The 18,352-nt window shown below is 56.6% G+C and carries 5 protein-coding genes and 2 tRNA genes; all 7 read right to left on the bottom strand.

Going from position 1 to position 18,352, the window contains the following annotated elements; translation table 11 throughout:
- Positions 1-287: 287 nt before the first annotated feature.
- Entirely contained in the window at positions 288-12,134 is an 11,847-nt protein-coding gene (locus ACTQXI_RS03975; protein WP_441548358.1) for a SpaA isopeptide-forming pilin-related protein, read from the bottom strand.
- A gap of 245 nt (positions 12,135-12,379) precedes the next feature.
- Positions 12,380-14,041: a sensor domain-containing diguanylate cyclase gene (locus tag ACTQXI_RS03970; protein WP_441548357.1), complete on the bottom strand. Its 1,662-nt coding sequence runs from the start codon at positions 14,039-14,041 to the stop codon at positions 12,380-12,382.
- Positions 14,042-14,235: 194 nt separating this feature from the next.
- The gene (locus ACTQXI_RS03965; RefSeq protein ID WP_441048792.1) at positions 14,236-14,847 is read right to left on the bottom strand and encodes a TetR/AcrR family transcriptional regulator; all 612 of its coding nucleotides are present in this window, start codon (positions 14,845-14,847) and stop codon (positions 14,236-14,238) included.
- Between the two features lie 136 nt (positions 14,848-14,983).
- Positions 14,984-16,276, bottom strand: coding sequence for a lysylphosphatidylglycerol synthase transmembrane domain-containing protein (locus ACTQXI_RS03960; protein WP_154515563.1), 1,293 nt, complete (start codon positions 16,274-16,276; stop codon positions 14,984-14,986).
- A 151-nt stretch (positions 16,277-16,427) separates the two neighbouring features.
- A tRNA-Glu gene (locus ACTQXI_RS03955) sits at positions 16,428-16,504 on the bottom strand.
- Between the two features lie 22 nt (positions 16,505-16,526).
- A tRNA-Glu gene (locus tag ACTQXI_RS03950) sits at positions 16,527-16,603 on the bottom strand.
- 226 nt (positions 16,604-16,829) lie between these two features.
- Positions 16,830-18,224 (bottom strand): CCA tRNA nucleotidyltransferase, encoded by a 1,395-nt coding sequence (locus ACTQXI_RS03945; RefSeq protein ID WP_441548356.1) that lies wholly within the window; start codon positions 18,222-18,224, stop codon positions 16,830-16,832.
- Positions 18,225-18,352: the final 128 nt, after the last annotated feature.

Below are 18,352 nucleotides of genomic sequence, written 5' to 3'. Positions count from 1 at the left end.
CATGTCCGGCGTCGGGTCTGATAAGATTTCCATAGCGGTCTTCGTCCTTTCCTAGAACCTGTTGTTGTGGTGATTTCAGATTCTAGGACGAAGGCCGTTCTTCGTTAAACGAGCGCTAGGGTGTCACCCTTACACCAACATTTTCGACGCGATCGGCGGCACCATCATGGGCGAGAGCGATACGAGCGGCGAAGAGCAGCTGCTAACGCGGGATGACGCATCAGACAAGAAAGGCGGGGCATACGGTGATGAACCGTATGCCCCGCCTTGGCGTAATTAATTACCGCCTAGCTGCGTCGACGCGTGCGACGCAAGCCAATGGCAAGCGCCATGAGACCAAGCGTTGCGAGTGCGTCAGAGACAGCAAACAGACTGTCGCCCGTGCCGGGCATGCCGTCCTTGGAACGCGAGACCTTATGGGCCTTATCGGTCACAGCAAGCTCAAGGGAGCCCGTGCCGCCCATGGACCAGACGGCGGGGTTGCTCTCACCCACAGCGGACCAAGACCCGTCCGCGGCAACCGAGAAGGAGAACGACGCGCTCGAGGCGGTGCCGTCGCCGATCATGTAACCGGCAGGCGCCGCAGTCTCCGTCACGGTATAGGTCTCCCCGGCCACGAGCTGGGCCGAGCCAAGCGAGGCGATGCCATCGTCGCCGCAAGCAAGCGTGGCAACAGTGGAGCCGTCGGCGAACCGGCCTTCAACAGTAAAGACCGCACCGGGCAGCGCATCGCCGGACCCATTACGCTTGAGCAGCTTAAGGCCAAAAGCCGTATTGGTCACTGTGCCGCAGTCGAGCGGTAGCTCGATGGAACCGGCCACATTATCTGCCGTAACGGTCAGTTCGTTTGTAGCGACTTCCTCGCGATCGAGGTAATAGCCAGCCGCGGGGGCGACTTCGACAAAGCGATAGGTGCCCCAAGCGAGACCCGTCGCCACGATGGAGCCATCCGTATCGGTTGCGCGGCTATCGCCCACATCGACCCAGTCCGAACCGCTCTTGAGCTGCAGCTTAAACGTTGCGCCGGCAATGGGCTGTCCGCCCTCGTCGACTTTGCGCATCGACACGCTACCCAGCAGCGGCTCGTTGGTAACGACGGGAGCCGAGCTGTCTGCCGTGGCGAGCACGTTGCCGACCCCATTGGCAGCATCGAGCACATCGAACGAGCTCACGAGCGAGCCGCCCGGCGCAACCGGCGCATAGCCGGTTGCGGAAACCGTCTCGATCAGCCGATAGCCGCCCTTCTTGAGGCCCGTCACCTTAAGGCAGCCGTCCGCATTTGAGGAATGCGCCGCCACTTGCGTGCCCGTCGCGTCGAGCACATATGAACAGCCGGTCTTAAGCCCGGAGATCGTCACGGAGTCAGTCTTGCCAAGCGGCGTGTAGACGAGCTCGAAGCCCGCACCGTTGACCGGAGATCCGGTCGCGGCATCGCGTTTCTCAATGGCGAGCCCCGCGTTGAACTCGTCGTTCTCGACCTTGACGGCCTTCGTCTCTCCCCTATCGCTGCCACCGAGCGTGAACTCGGTCACCGCGCCGGCCGCGCCGGGCTTCTTGGTGAGCGCGGACTCGCCCGTCTCCACCAGGTAGTAGTCGCCCGCGGGCAGGCCGTCGGACTGCCTGACAAAGTAGCCGGCGAGCGAGCCGAAGGCGCCATCGCGGTTGAGCCACTCGACGGAGCCGTCCGCACTCCACTTGCCATCGGCATCAGTCACGATCGCGGCGATCTTCACGCCGCCGCCGTCAACGGAGGAGGCATGGTAGGTGCCGCGGTAGAGGTCGAACGTCATGCCCGCGACCGGCAGCTCGGAAGAACCGTGCCTGTAGACCTTCTCCAGCGAGAAGGCGGAGCGGTAGAGCGGATCGGCCACCGTGATCTTGGCGGCGGAGGCGTCGAGCTCGACGCCCTCGTGCGCGCCCCCGAGCGTCACGACGCCCTCGGCATCGATCTTAACCGTGAAGTCCGCCACGGCGACATGGCCCGCGGGCACCACGGACTCGTGGACCCGGTACGTGCCGGCGGGAAGGCCCACGAGCCAGCCCGCGTCAGCGCCGGAGCCGGACTCGCCATAGCCAGACGCAACGGTCGTGGAGACCACGCCTTCATCGGAGCGCGCCCACGTGGCCACCACATCGGAGCCGCTCGAGAGCTCGAAGGCAACGCCGTTGAGGGCGGAGCCCGCAACGGCGCCCGTGCCCGAGCCGCCCTCCACCTTATCGAACGTCAGGCGGTTGCGCACGTTGTTGGCAGTGATCGCACGACCGTCAGCCACGTCCCAGCCCTCGGGGGCCCGCGAGAGCGCCGAGCCGCGCTTATCGACCACAACAAGGCGCTCGCCGCGCTCGTCGAAGCGAACGTAGAGCGGCGCGTCCAGGCGCCCGTAGCCAGCCGGTGCGGCAGTCTCCTCGACACGGTAGACCTCGCCGTTGATGAGGCCGCGCAGCTCGACGGCGCCGCCCACGGGGCTGACGGTCTTTGAGCCGTCGGCGCTATCGGAGAAGCGCCCGGTGACGGTAAAGGTCGCACCGGCCACGAAATCGCCCGTCGCGGCGTCCGCCTTGGAGAGCGAGATGCTGTTGGCCTTGTCCTTCATGGTGAGCGAGAGCTCGCCGCTGCCGGTGAGCGACCAGGTGTCGCCCCTGTAATCGCCAACGGCACTAAAGGAACCGTCGGCGCCCACCTCGAAGGAGACGGAGGCGCTTGCGGCGGAGCCGTCGCCGATCTTGTAGCCCTCGGGCGCCGCAGTCTCCGTCACGGTATAGGTCTTCCCGGCCACGAGCAGGCCATCGGGGAGCGAAGCCGTGCCGTCAGCGGCGGTCACGAGAACGCGCGCGACCGAGCCGTCGGAGAACTCGCCCGTCACCGTAAAGCGCGCGCCCGAGAGGCGCTCGCGGGCGGAGTTGACCTTGATGAGCCCAAAGCCGAGCCTCTCGTTGGTCACCGTGCCGCAGTCGAGGGGCGAAATGATGGAGCCCGCCACGTTATCGGCCCCGACGGTAACGCTCTTGGTGGTGACGCTGCCGCTCATGTAGAAGCCTGCGGCAGGCGCGACCTCGGCAAAGCGATAGGTACCCCAAGCGAGACCCGTCACGGTGATGCGCCCGTCAGCGTCGGTCGTATAGAGGCCGTCTGCCACATCGGTCCAGTCACCGCCAGCCAAACGCTGCAGTTTAAATTGAGCGCCCGCGATCGCATTGCCGCCAGTGTCCACCTTATGCATCGTCACGCTGCCCAGCAGCGGCATGTTGGTGACATCGGGGTCGGGGACAACATTTGCAAGCCCGGCCGAGCCCTCGCCCACGACAAACTCTCGCACAACCGTGCCGGCGGCCCCGACAGAAGCATAGCCAACCGCCGGCGAAGTCTCGACAAGCTGATATTGACCCTTCTTGAGGCCCGTCACCCTGAGCGCGCCCGGCGTAGCGGGAACAGGGGCCAGGCAGCTCGTGCCCGCGGCACCGAGCGCGTAAGAATAGCCAGACTTGAGCCCGCCAATAGTCACAACATCGGTAGAGCCCAAGGGCGTGTAGCGCAGCTCAAACGTGGCATTGTTAACCGCAGAATGCGTGAGCGCATCCCGCTTATGAATCTCGAGCCCCGCGTTAAACTCACGGTTCTCGACCTTGAAGGCCTTCGTCGTTCCCCTAACGCTGCCATCCAGCGTGAACTCTTTCACCGCGCCGGGCTTCTTGGTGAGCGCGGACTCGCCCGTCTCCACCAGGTAGTACTCGCCCGCGGGCAGGCCGTCGGACTGCCTGACAAAGTAGCCGGCGAGCACGCCAAAGGCGTCATCGTGGTTCATCCACGGAACGGAGCCATCGGCAGACCACTTGCCGTCGGCGTCCGTCACGATCTCGGCGATCTTCACACCGCCGCCGTCAACGGAGGAGGCATGGTAGGTGCCGCAGTAGAGGTCGAACGTCATGCCCGCGACCGGCAGCTCGGAATCTCCGTGCCTGTAGACCTTCTCCAGCGAGAAGGCGGAGCGGTAGAGCGGGTCGGCCACCGTGATCTTGGCGGCGGAAGTATCAAGCTCGACGCCCTCGAGCGGCTCCTCGAGCTCGACGCCCTCGGGCGGCTCCTCGAGCGTCACGACGCCATCCACGCCGATCTTGACCGTGAAGTCCGCCACGGCGACATGGCCCGCGGGCACCACAGCCTCGTGAACCTTGTACTCCCCTGCCGGCAAACCCACGATCCAGCCAGCGCTTTTGCCGGCGCCAGCCTTGCCGTAATCGTCCTCCACAGTAACGGAGACAGCGCCATTCTCATCGCGCGACCACGTAGCGACCTTCTTGCCAGTGCTATCCGAGACCTCCAACTTCACGCCGTTGAGCGCATCGCCGGTCGCGGCGCCGGTGCCCGAGCCGCCCTCGACCTTGTCAAACGTCAAGCGCGTCGCAGCGTTGGTAAGCGAGCCATTATTATTTTCAGCGTTATACCAACCGTCAACGGACCCGTCGACCTCTTTCACGCTGTAGGAATACACCTTGCCGTTCTGGTCGGTCTGGGGCAATCCCGTAAACTCGTAGGTCCAGGTGCCATCTTCATTCTTGCTCCACGTGGGCGCAGCAGCACGCGGGGCGCCAGTGGCATCGGCAACCTCGACTAGCTCCTCATCGCGCTCGAGCTTTCGATACAAATTGAGCTCAATACCGCAGGTAGAAGGATCAAGCGTCGAAGCAAGCCCCGAGCCCCAGTCATTCCAAGTCTTAGTACCGGTAACTGCGGTCGTCAGCAGCGTGTTCACATAGCGCTGAACCCCTTCTTCTGAGGCCGGCACCAGCTCAAGACGCATCGACCCGTCGCCGCTGCTAGCGAGAACATTCTCCGAAACAGTCGTGGCCTCATAGCTGCCCTTAACCAGCTCCACTGCGCGGTATTGGTACACAAGGTACTTAACGGCCTGATCTTTCACACCAACGCCTTGCGCAGGCAACTCATCAAAGGAAACATTGGTATCTGCGACATTGACATTTCGGGTAAGCAGGTTATCGTTAAGAATCCAACCGTTAAATGGATCGTAGACAAATGGATTGGCGACAACGGATCCGTACTTGGTAAACCATTGCCAATTAGCACCACCATCAGAGGAACGCTGCAGAACAAACGTCGTAGCCCAGGAGTCATTTGGAGAAGACGTGCCCGGACGTGTTACCCAAGCGTTGCCACTGTCATTCCAGGTCTTTTGCACCGTAACAGAAGTGGTTCCCACTGTACACACATTCGTGATATTTGACTTCCAGTTTGAGCTATCTGGCTCATGGGTTTCAGACTGAGAGGGAAGGTAGACACTCGGCGCGGAATTCTTAATTGAATAATTCCCGTCCCTATCGCACTCGAGGTAGACCTTGACGGTATTGGAGCTGCCTGCCTTCTTGTCATAGATAAGCAGGCTCTCAACCACGCGGTACTCAACCTTAACCCCACCGCTCGATGTCTTGACTTCCAAGGGAAGATTCGTCCAAGTAGTGTTTGAGTCATACGTGGTGGAATCTGTAGCGTCCGCGGTGAGCTTATCGACCGTATATCGATTGCTGCCCGGAAGCTTATAGGCGATCAGGCCCGTATTGTCATAATTGGTATCTTTCTCGAGATCGACCTCGACAATCCCACACGAGACAAAGAACGAGCCGGCCTCTTGCCATTCATCGCTGGAGCCAAGCTTGCGAGCCTGAAGCGTGTAGTACTGAGCAGGACGCTGTGCCCAAGCGTCAACCTGATCCCAGCTCTTTTTAAACCCAACTTGGCCCATCAACTCATTCTGGATCAACGGGAACTGAACGCCCTCGGAATTAGGACGATCGGTCGAAAGGCACGATCCGCCTTTATTCTTGGCATTGATTTTGTATTGGTATGGCATGTCAGCAGGCGATTCCGAGACCTCATACTTCCAAGCGGTACCGTCGGGTGCCCACTTCTCAAGGTTTTTGATGGTATAGGTCCAGATGTCTCCAGAGGATTTATCCCATTCGATGTAGTTAGCTCTAGAAGGATCGCTGCTTTGCAGCGTGACGCCGCCAGGGTTCTCTTCATCGGGGCCACCGCTCTGGTACCAGCGCTTAAGCGTCAGCTTGATAGATTCCGGACGCGTGCCAAAGATATTATTGCTGTCGACCCACTTCTTCTGGCCTTTTAGGTCAACCGAATCAACCACGTAGGCATTCTTAAACGTCTCGCTCACTGCGGAAGGGTTCTCATCAAGCTCAACGGTGGGACCCATGGAGAGGGTGCCTTTTACGTCCGTGGGAAGAACGACGTCATATTTATTCGCCCAATCATCCGAAGACTTAAAACCAGAAGCATCGGCGGCAAGCTCGCCCATGCCGCTCGTGGCGGTGTAGCCGTTGGGCACAACCTCAACGGCAACATATTGCCACTTGGCACCTGAGGGCGCGTAGATGTCGAGGTTGTCAAACGTGACTGCACCGGACTCAGTGGCATGATTGACGTCCTTGCCCTTGAGCGTCTGCTCAGCCACAAAGGTCAGAGCGCTCTTGGAGTCATCATCCTTGACGTAGTAGCGGTACAGCCTAAACGTCGAGTCAGGGTACTTGGTGTCAACGTCGGCACGCCCCGTAAAGACCTTGTACAGCGTGAGCTTGCTCTGCTTAGACTTATAGGTATTCCTGATCGAGAAGTCCGTATATCTAATATCGTAGACCTTGTCAAAGGCCTTCTCGAGTTCGCTTTCGGGCTTGAGGTCCCAGCCAGGCTTACCAACAATGCCATCGATGACCTCGCGCACACGGTACTCAATGCGACGTCCCTCGGCATCATAGGCCGCGAGCTTATTATCGCTCGGCAGAGCGTTGCTATTGGAATTGTCCCCGTACTGGCCGATGCTGAACGTCCACTTGTTGCCGTCTTTCTCAAGGCTGTCCGTCCAGGCCACAGCAGTCTTGCCGTCAAGGATATCCTGACCAGAGTCGGTCTTACCCGTATTAGAGCTGGCCACGGTATAGCCCTTTGCCTGCGTATCATCCACATTCAGTGCAAGGCCAGACCAAGGCAAAGCAGCGCCATCGGTCCAGTTGCCGTTAGCTCCGTACGAACCCGCAAGCAGGCGGCGCTGCACGTAGATAGAAATCGCCGGCAGGTCGTCTTTGGAGTAACCGACAGGGACGTTCTCCCACAGCTTCTCACCCGAGACCGTTACCGAGCCGTGGATATGGAAATTGAACGTCGAGTCCTCACGGTAAACGAGCTGCTGGTCGTTGTCTGCAGGGAGGCAATCGGCAAACGATCTAACCTCGTCATCTGCCTTATCCCACGAGCCGGGGTCCTTTGTATAGGGATCCTGCGAAACCGTATCGTCATCATAGTAGTCGAGCGCGCCCTTGGTGTCATCCAGGACATTCATATCCACACGCGCGTAATAGACGTACTGTCCGCCGTTGCCGTCGTACTTGGGAAGGTTCTTGAACGTGGCGTATTGGGTAAAGTCACCCTTGGTGTCGTTGCGCAGGCGATCGGCTGGGTCGGACGACACCCACTCAAAGTGGCCGTCGTACTCGGAAGGAGAAACCGACGAGAGCGTGATTACGGGATTTCCTTCGTCATCTTTAATGATATTGCCGTTATCGTCATACGTATAAGCCGCACGATACAGCACCAGCTTAACGTCAGGGCGCTGGTTGAGGACGTCCTTGACGTAGTGGTCGAACCACTTGGTATGGAACGTCACGTCCTTGGTGCCCGTACGCTTGTTAGTAAACGAATAGTTGAGCTGGTCTTCCTGGTGCCAGGGCGAACCGAAGTCTGTGCTCGAAAGTCCGCCGACGGATCGATAGTCACCGGCATTGGCGATATTCTCCTCGACCTTCCAATCAACGATGGCGCCGGAAAGATCGTACTTAGGAAGTCCCACGACGGAGAAGAAGGATGAGGCCTTGATCACATCGACCGTAAAGGTAATGGACTTTGAATCCTCTGAAACAATCACATCGGTGTTTTCGGAGGCGTCAGCAGACCCAGTTAGCGAGCTAAAGTTGCCCTCCGAATCTTTTTTCTTTAGAGGCTGGTCGATTTTACCGGCAACCCTAACGAACAGCTTCCGACTGTTGTCACAGACAAACGTAAACTCGGAGCTCGATGCGGGCGCAGAGATTGTTATCTGAGCCTTGGGGCGCTTGATCGCAGCAGATCCAGCGTCAGCCCAGGTCTTATCGATAGAGATATCCACCGAACCAACGCGGCGATTCGTGACCTCGAGAGAATTTTTATCGCGATTTTCCCCATACGAAACCTCATACGAAAAGCCCTGCGAAAGGTTCTTGGAGATCATGCGAGTAGAGGTATCCGTCTCAGGCCAATTTCTAAGCAGCGAACGATAGGCCGCAATCTCCTCGGAAGAGCCGTATGTAGCCCTGCGAACAGCAGTATCGCGATCGATGACCTCATATTTTAGGTCGTCTGGTGTATCGCTGCTATTAAGCGTAGACAGCTCTCTGATAGAGACGTCATTCTTGGAAAGCCCGCCAACTGGGACATTTAATTCGTCGTACCAAGAGTTCTCTTCGTTAAGAGTGACCTTATTAATCAGTTCACCCTCTCTATAGGCCAACTGTCCATCCCTTTGAGAAACGATATCGTGATTCGCATACAGGCCAATCTCAACAGGCACGCGGGAGGCAGCGTTGCCGCTATCAAGCCATTTCTTGGAGACCGCAAATTTCGAACTGGAGGCATTGCCTTCAATCACGCGCCGGTTATAAAACTTGGTATAGATTTTGCGAGACTCGGGGTCGATACCGCGAACCGTATGGTCTAGGTTAAAGCCATCCACCGATTCCTCAAGAAAGAGGTAGTCGTACTTAGACCCGTTGTCGTCATATTTGGGTAGACGGATAAACTCAACATGCCAAGGACTCGTCTCCCACCAGCCAAGCTCCCAGGAAGAGCCAGGAATCGTCTGAAAATTGGGCGTGGGATCAACGCGACCGTCCAGCTCAATCGTTGTAAGCAGCGAATCGTTGCGGATTACCTTGACCGTTACCTTTGGAGCAACGCCATTACCACATTGTTTGGCATCCTGTGTCCAAATAGGATTGCCCTCGGCATCAAGGGCCTGCCAATACTTATCAACGGTCGCATCAACTGTATCCACGTAGCTGTTGACAAAGCATTTCTCTTTAGCATCATATTCGCCATAACAGAAAAGGAGATTCTGGTTGCCGTTAGCATCAGTAAACGTGCCAAAAAACTCAAACGGGCCGTCCGGTTTGGTAGGCAAGGCAGAGAACCGGTCAGGATCCTGCGTGTCCAGCACCTCAACCTCTTGCCAGCGGTAAACGTACTCGTTGCCCAGCTCGTCATATCGGGGCAGACCGCTCTTCGAGAAGGACTGCTCAGAATTCTCGGCGCTCCAGCCGTTAAGCGTGACGCGACCGTCAGCGACGTCGTTCCAGGTATAGGTGCCGATAAGCGAGCCATCAGCTCCATACATGGGATCTTCCTTAGAGAACCACTGTCCGTTGTTGTATGTAGCATGCTCTTTAAGGATGCGCTGGAGCTGAAAGCTCACCTCGACGGTACCGAGTTGATCTTGATAGGCGCCGATATCCCAGCGCTTCTTGGCGCTAACGGTTTCGGTCTCAGCACGACGATTGGTGAGCGTACCGCCGTTGTAGACGCCAAAGTTGTCGGAATCGGAGCGCATCCATCCATCAAGCAAATACTCGGTGTTTGTATCGCTTGCACTGAAATAGTTGGGACCGAGATCGCCCGACGTGTTGCCCTCGTTGTCGACCGTGCCGAACACATGCTCATAACCCGCGAGGGTCGACTCGCGGAGCTGGTAGATATAGGGGTAGCCCTCGGGATCGTACTTGGCAAACTGCGTGAAGCCATCGGTGCCGTACTTATCGAGCAGTATCTTCCCAAGGTCCATCTTAGCGTTGTTGATGGAACCGTCTTCACTGTTGTAGCTCGCGCCCAGCTTATTATTCTGCTCGGCCGTGACCTCGAGCTTTACGAACTCGCCTTTGCGATCACCCGTCATCACGACCACCTGCGCCGCGCTCCGCGCATCGTTGCCGGGCCTTGCGGAATAGCGCCACAGGGTATAGGTGGCCGCAGGGCGCGAAATCTCGTTGCCATTGGAATCGGTCGAACCGGGCACGTAGTCGTCGAGCCAGACCTTGGTAGCCTCAAACCGCGTGGTGCCCGTATGGCGCACCGTCATAGTACCGCCGCTGTAGCACGCGGAGATATCGCTCGCATAGTCGGGAACAACCTTGTTGTCGTAGGAGACCTCGTAGGCATCGCGATAGCCGGAGGTGCCGGAGTTATCTATTGTCTGCTGGATCAGGCGGTACTTCATCGACACGCCGGATGGATGGTAGGCCGGCATGCGACCGCTTATAACATAGTTGTTGGAAGCATTGTCATTCCAGGTAACACTAAAGAGCTGGTGTTCGATGAGCTGCAGAAGACCGTCCCCGTTGATATTGCTTACATCCTTGTCGTCAGACGCACCCATATGCCGCGCAGCCGTAAGGGTCAGGTACTTACCCCATCTCGAATACCAGCCATTATCGCCGGAAAGGTTGTGATCCACCATATCGTTGCCGATGTGGACATCGACGTTAAAGCTAACGTTTTTGAGCATCATCAGACATTCTTTGGCATAGGGCTCCACATAGTCCGTACGGTCACTCAGCATGGAGGAGTCGGGCACGATGTAGTCGCCAGACTCAGAGCGCTGCGAAGGGTCGGCGTTGCAGTTAGGATAGAGTGTCGAGCCAGTTTTGACTTCCACGGCCCCATCGCCCGCCGTCACGTGGGAAATTGCATACGTGATGGGCTGTTCTTGCGCCGTGCCGTCGTCCGTTCGCGTCACGACCTTGGCGGGAAGCTTGCCAGCGAGTACCACGGACGCCTCGTATTCGGAGACCGTGGACGCTGCAACGCTTACCAAGTGGCCATCGGTCTTGGCGGCATCGAGGATCTCCTGGGTAAATCCGAGCTGCGTGGCCGCCTCATCGGACAGGTTATCTCCGTCCTTGGTGAGCGCCACATAGGTCTTACCGCCATCAAGAGAATAGAATACACGGTATTCGTTTCGATTCTGGAGAGCCTGCGCGGACGGGCGGTTGACGTTGTTGTTATCGGCCCAAAACGTGGTGAACGTGATCTTGCTGCCGTAAGAACCCACAGGGGTCACCGCAGAAACCGGATCCTGGGAGGTGCCCGCCACATTGACGGCAACCGTTGAGGAAGCATCGGCCCTATCAATCCCAAGAAGCCCCTCAACATGGGAGCGCGCGGGAATAGTGAGCTCGCAAGTGCGCACGCCCTCGGTCTGCGTCTGCTGTATCGCCCAGTCAAGCGTTGACTCCTCGTCTTTGAGGAGCGCGGAATCGAGCAGTACATCGGCATCGACGGCAAAGGACTCTTTAGCCTCAAAGGAAAGGTCGGCATCGGTCTGCTCGTCATGCGGAGTAGCGAAGGCCACAGTAAGCTTAGAGGCAGTGAGCTGTGCATACCCAAGGCGGATGCGCGTGGTATTGCCCTCAGCATCCAAGCGGTAGAGGGCAATGCGCTTGATGCCATCATTGTCCTGGAGCTTGGCCGAATCGAGGTCGAATGTGAGCCCGGCGGGAAGATCGACGGTAAAGGTGTCGCCTTCAAGCAGCGCCGTGTTGAGAACACACTTGATGTTGAGCGAGGCAGGCAGCTGCACAGGAATTTCCTCGATGGGGCCTGCTTCAGCAAGCTCTCTCAAGCGCTTGTCAAAGGCAAGGCCCTCGGAGGATACCGTGAGCGCGCTGGCATCGTGCGACCAGTCGCGCGGGACCACGTCAACGGCGTCCTGGTTGCCAGAAGTGTCCTCGTTGGAGGCGGTGGTGTTGTTGGAAGTGCTTGAGTCAGACTTGTCATCGTTCGAAGCACTCGCGCTAGCCTCACCCGAACTATCGCTCGACGAGACGCCCGATGCGGCGTCCGAGCCGGTCTTGTCATCCGACTCCCCCGCCGCATCGGTCTCGGCAAACGGTTGGACAATGTCCTGCCACGACTGGGCGTCCTCAAGCGTAAGGGCAACCGCGCTGGCAACGCCGTTACCCAAAAGGGCCTCGACGCACATGATAAAGGTGAGGGCAAAAGCCACAGCACGCTTAATCTGCCTCATCCCAACCTACTTTCGGTAATAGTGTCCTAGAACTCATATTTTACCGAAACAACAACCGGAGAAAAATAGGATTAAAGAAAGGCGGAGCACTACTTGCCCAGGCGAAATGCTCGTCTGGGCATTTTCAGACTGATTAAATGCAACATCCATCTGCTTGAAAGCGACATCACGAACCGTGCTGCCCTGTGCGGTAAAAGTCGTGAACTACCGTGCAGTTTTACGTTTATATGCGCAGCTTTTCCCTCTCACAAGCTGTGCCTTCTCCGATCATTCCCTGCCGAGATGTAGTATTGCTTCTTGTTTTCATACATTTGCGCATCTGCGGCTTTCAGAAGCGACTCAAAATCCGTGTCCTTTGTGCCGCTTATCGTCGTACCGAGGGACGCGGTAGCCCCCAGTTGGCTTTTTGCCGTTTCCAGTAGTTTCTGAAACGCCGGATGTGTGATGTTTGGCAGAACCGCAATGAACTCGTCTCCGCCAAGCCGATACACATGACGCTTTCCGAACACAGATTTCAGCGTCTGTGCGGTCTGCACAATGGCTTTATCACCGGCGTCATGTCCCTTTTGATCATTTATTTCCTTTAGGCCATTTAGGTCGCACATGACAACCGCCAGGGGACAGTACTTCTCCAGCTTTTCTGTGTACGCCCAATCCAGTGCTTTTCTGTTTTTACAATCTGTGAGCTGGTCATATAACGCACTGTGCTCCAGTGCATTCGCATTATCGCGCAGTCTTATCATAAAAGAGACCATAAACTCGATCATATCCATCTCATTCGAGATCTCGTGCAGTTTCTCTTTGGGAGGATTGTCCACACCGTAGAATCCGACCATCTTGCCGTTGATTTTGATTGGCCCTGTCACAAAGGTATTGACACCCTGAGGTTTCAGCCGTTCATAGATGGCTTCGCTTGTTTTTTTGCATTCTTCAATGTCATGGATGATGGCATTGTTGGATTCTTGATATTGTGCAAACCATGTTTCAATGATGCCTTCATACGGCACATCCTGCAGGTTATCTTTTTCTTTGGGTACGCCCGCTTTGCACCACTCGTAGGTGTTGTCAAACGTTCCGCGGTCATTCTGTTCAAAGATGTACGCTCGATCGGCGGTCACACGCTGTCCGATATACTCCACCAGTTGATTCAGTACTTTGTCCGGAGTTGCTTCTGAAGCGGCATACCGAACCATGTCCGTGAGGAATCTCTCGTAATTCAGGAGTCGTTCCTGCGATTCGCGCTTGCCGACTTCCAACGCTTCCATTTCCTTATGGTACAGGATTCTCTGGAGCTTGCTTCGCATCATCGTGGCAGTCAGAAACATACTCAGCACCCCGTACAGAATAACATTCACGAGGTTTTTGGAAAGAATTGGGTCGTGCTGCGCAAAGAAAGCAAGTCCGATATAGAGCAGCATGCTGCTCAGGATCAGCCCGTTCATGACCGCCGCTCTAGCGGTAAACAGCAGCGGCGCTACCATCATGAACACAATGTAGTTGACCGTGAGCTCCTCCGGCGTAATCACCGTTCCCGTAATAATGCCAAACAGCAGCAGCGCGGCAAAAAAGCTGTATATAACCAGCTCTTTCCCCAAGAAGCTTCTAAGTTGACAACGAGAAATGCAAAAATAGAGCAAAGAAAGGAACGTATAGGCCAGATACACCCATTTATAATTTCCGATACTCAGGGAAACCGCACTCAGCAGCGTTATGACTCCAAAGGCAACAAGCGCCACAACAGAATACAGCCGCATGGCTTTCCAGTTTTCTTCCCATGCATTCTGTTTTACTTTCTCATAATCACAACGACTAAACATAAACAAGGAAACGATATTATTCATACATATTTTTTCAATCTCTGTTTTATTGCTACTTTGCCCGTCCATAACAAACATCTGAATATCCATCAGAATCAGGCCATAGTCACCGGGTTCAAAACAACCTAAATTAGGTTTTACCACTCTCCCGCAATAATTCAAGAAAACCGATACCGATCTTTCGGGTATCGCCGGGCGTATTTACTCAGATCCATCCCAACCAATCGAGCATCACACTACGGATAGACGACCTAAACGGCAAGGGAGCCCCAGGGGATGCCGCACTAAGACAAACGGGTCTCTAGGCTCGAAAGGCCGTTCAGGGTCAGGTCGTTGGCGACCGCCGAGACGCGCTCGATGGGAACCGATCCGTCGGATAATGCCCACGTGCGATAGATACCGATAATACCGGACAGCAGAAACGCCAGGTAGTAATCGAACATCTCGTCCTTGAGGCCTTGGGGCAGCAGATCGCGCTCGGCAATCTCATGTTCGAGCGGCGCACGAAGACGAGCCATAAAGTCGTCGAGCGGAATGTTTTCAATCAGCTGGCGATTGAGCACCAAATTGTTGCAAAGCGCCTCGTTAACGGTTTTGAAGAAGGTCGCCGCCGCTCCGAGTGCTCGCTCGTTGGTGTTACCGCCCATAGAGGAAAGCGTCTTCTCGACTGAGTCGACAATCATCTCGACCACATCCACGGCAATGGCATCGAGCAAGCCGTCCACCGTGCCAAAGTGCACGTAGAAGGTCTTACGGTCGACATTTGCCTCGCGCGCGATGGCGCTCACCGTAATATCGGCGAGGGGCTTTTCCATCAGCAGTCGCTCGAATGCCGAAAGAATCGCATTGCGACTGCGAACGATGCGGCGGTCAAGGCGCGGTTTAGTGGTGTCCATAGACGTGTCCCCTTCATGTCAACTGCCCACCTATAGCTCCTGTACAAGTGGGAGATAATCAACGTAAGAGGATTATCCTACATCTAGCATCGCAATGACGAGCATCATTAAGAACGCACGACTCACCAACTGGGCTCTAGGGCCGCTTCTTTTTATTGAGCGCCGCAGGGGAAACGCGGATACCGTCGCCAGTCTGACGAACATAGGTCTTCCGTGCCGGTTTAGAGGCCACAGCAGTCTTTTGAGCATGCTGATTGGGGTCCACGGTAACCTGAGAGGTTGGATGTGCCTTAACGGACGCAGAAGGCTTCTGAGGAGTGCGCCCGAGCTTGCACATCATACGGTCCCAGCGTGCATGGATACTCTCGTTATGAGCGCTCTTAAGGCCCAAAAGAGGGGCGGCCAAAATGGTCGGCGCGATAAAGGTAATCAGACGCCAAAGCAGATAGCCGGCAGTCGCTGCCGTGCCAAAAAAGTGACCCAGGAACAGCGCGAAGCCGCCCTCGGCACCACCGGTGCCGCCAGGCAGCGGGACGGCGGAACTCAACAGCTGTACAAAAGCACTCGCCGCCATGACCGAGAAAAAGTCAACGTCGTACTGACCAAAGGCAAGCATCAAAAAATACGGAACCAGGTAGAAAAACGCCAGCTGCAACATGGTGATGACGACCGTGAGCAGCATGGACGAAAAATGGCCGGCAGAGAGTTTGAATTTCTCGGAGAACGAGTAGATCTCGCCATCGACAAAGGTGCGCCAGCCCTCGATCTTAGTAGCGGAAACGCCCATGCGCTCGAGCCAATTGATAATACAATGTGCGACGCGCGTGACGGTCTTGGGCATCAACGCCACGGCAAAGATGCCGAGAAGAATGCAGCAGTGGCCGCCAAAACTAAAGACGCAAAGCAGCGTCATGTCGCCATAGCGCTCGGCGAAAAACGGCATGCGGGCGAGCAGCAGAATGGCACCCCATGCCACCAAACCAAACTGGTACACGATAAAGCGGGTGAACTGCGTGGCACCCGCTTCGCCCACATTTTGCCCGGCTTTGGTCAGGCGATAAATCTGGGCAGGCGTGGAGCCCATCATCATGGGCGTCAGGTTGCCAAAGAAGATGCCGCTCGCCTCGACCGAAATGAGGTCGCGGATGCCGACAGGCGAATTGGGATCGAGCCATACGGCAATCGCGTACGCCACGATGCCAAAAAACAAGTATAAGAACATGCAGAAGCACGCGGCAGCGAGCCACGGCGCCTGAACGCTAGCCATGGCGGCCCAGAACTGACCCATCTGACCGGTCACGACCAAATAGACAATATAGCCCACCAGCACAATGCCAATAAAGATGGCACCACGACGTGCGCTCTTGTTGTCATCGCCGCCCGAAACATCGACTTGAGGCTTTGGGGTATGCTGAGAGGACTCCGTCATGAGGCTCCTTCTGACCGTCAATGTATCTGGCCTATTGTACCCGTATGGGAGACAAGCAAAACGTAAAGCTATGGGGCAAATGGGATTAACAGACAAGCCCGCAGGTAATAAAAAACCCGCCCTTCGAAAAGAAGGTCGGGTATCCAAAACTTGGTAGCCCGTACCAGATTCGAACTGGTGATCTCCGCCTTGAGAGGGCGGCGTCCTAAACCGCTAGACGAACGGGCCATAAGCCTCGGCAGAAAAGAAGTGGTAGCCCGTACCAGATTCGAACTGGTGATCTCCGCCTTGAGAGGGCGGCGTCCTAAACCGCTAGACGAACGGGCCACATGACATCTGCACTGCCGTGCTGCGAGGACATATATTACGGGACAAAAAACGCGAGCGCAAGAAGAAATTCCAAATTGGCCAAATTTTGTCGTGAGGTTATGGAACAAGCAGGTCAACCTGGTAGCTAATTTGGGACGGGGCTTTTTTAGCTACCCCTGCCAGAATCACGATTGTTCGTCCTATTGACAGCGGGGGTAGCTAAAAAAGCCCCGTCCCAAATTAGCTACCCCAGGTTGAGGTGGGACAGAAGGGCCTCGCGGGTGTTGGGAATGTTCTTCTCGATCACGGCGTCGAGGGCGACGTTGAGAAGCTGTCCCAGCTCAGGCCCCGGTTTGACGCCGGCGCGAATCAGGTCCCCTCCGTTGATGCCAAGCATCTTAAGCGTATAGGGCTCCCCCGCTTCCAACAGTTCGTGTGCGAGCGAACGCATCTCCTCGATCGTCTCGACGTAATAGAAGCACGACGGTGCCTTACCCAGCGTATCGGCACGCTTAAGGTCCATAAGCTCGTCAATCAAACGCGGCGTGTCGACGCCCTCACCCGAAAGCGAGCGCATCATATTGAGCAAACAGGAGCGCTCGGGGCGCAACGGCTTATCGTGATACCTGATAAGCAGACACACGTCGCGAACCAAATCGTGCGAAAGCGCCAAGCGATCCATAATAGCGCGCGCTTTCTTGGCACCAAGCTCAGGATGACCGTAAAAGTGGCCGCTGCCCGCATGATCGACCGTAAAGCAATCGGGCTTGGAGACATCGTGCAAAAACGCTGCCCACATTAAGCTCGACGAAGGCGCCACGCCGTCACACAGTGCCAGCTCCCCCGCTACCGTCAAAACGCGAGCGATATGCTCGTAGACATTAAAGGCGTGGTAGACGCTGCGCTGGTCAAACCCACGAGCCGGCGCAAGCTCGGGCACGGCGGCGCAAACAAGCTCGGGGTAGCGTAGCATCGCGTCTCCCCCATGTCCGGTCGATAGAATCCCCTCGAGCTCAATGCCCACGCGTTCGCGTGCCACGGCATCGAGCAGCGGCGAGCACTCGGCAAGCGCCTGTTTGGTCTTAGGCTCGATCATAAAATCCAGACGGCAGGCAAAACGCACGGCGCGCAGCATGCGAAGCGCATCCTCGTTAAAGCGACGCTTGGGATCTCCAACGGCACGAATCAGCTTACGCTCCAGGTCGCCCTGGCCATCATAACGGTCGACAAGACCGCGCTGGGGATGCCAAGCCATGGCGTTAACGGTAAAGTCACGACGTGCCAGATCGTCCTCAAGCGACGCCGCACGCTCCACACTCTGGGGATGGCGACCATCGGTGTAAAAACCGTCCAGGCGATACGTCGTGACCTCAATACGCTCATCGTCACAAAGGGCGGTAATGCCGCCAAATTTTATGCCCGACTCAACTACCGCAATGCCGGCTGCCTCGAGCGCCGCCTTGGACTCTTGCCACAGGCCGCTACAGCACATGTCAACATCGTGGCTGGGACGTCCCATCAGGGCGTCACGCACCCAACCGCCTACGAACCAGGCCTCGAGACCGGCGTCCTCAAGCGCACGTAGCACACGCAGGGAGGCATCTGTGGGCTGCGTACCGTTGAGCGAAACATTACACATACCTATGGCCTCCTACGCTTGAGAGCGTTAAACGATGGTTCTCAAGCAGTCTAGCAAGAAACAAGCGTGAGCGCACATGAAATCACATCGTCGATTCGCGCGAACGAGACAGTAGAGCCCATGCGGCC

The sequence above is a fragment of the Collinsella sp. LCP19S3_C9 genome, from assembly GCF_052121575.1.
In the GTDB taxonomy this organism is placed as follows: domain Bacteria; phylum Actinomycetota; class Coriobacteriia; order Coriobacteriales; family Coriobacteriaceae; genus Collinsella.
This window is presented reverse-complemented; position numbering and strand designations above follow the sequence as displayed.

What these genes read in the sequence shown, in the direction of transcription:
- ACTQXI_RS03970 (WP_441548357.1), bottom strand. Translation starts at nt 14,041, where the DNA reads ATGGATATTCAGATGTTTGTTATGGACGGGCAAAGTAGCAATAAAACA.
- ACTQXI_RS03960 (WP_154515563.1), bottom strand. Translation starts at nt 16,276, where the DNA reads ATGACGGAGTCCTCTCAGCATACCCCAAAGCCTCAAGTCGATGTTTCG.
- ACTQXI_RS03945 (WP_441548356.1), bottom strand. Translation starts at nt 18,224, where the DNA reads ATGTGTAATGTTTCGCTCAACGGTACGCAGCCCACAGATGCCTCCCTG.
- ACTQXI_RS03965 (WP_441048792.1), bottom strand. Translation starts at nt 14,847, where the DNA reads ATGGACACCACTAAACCGCGCCTTGACCGCCGCATCGTTCGCAGTCGC.
- ACTQXI_RS03975 (WP_441548358.1), bottom strand. Translation starts at nt 12,134, where the DNA reads ATGAGGCAGATTAAGCGTGCTGTGGCTTTTGCCCTCACCTTTATCATG.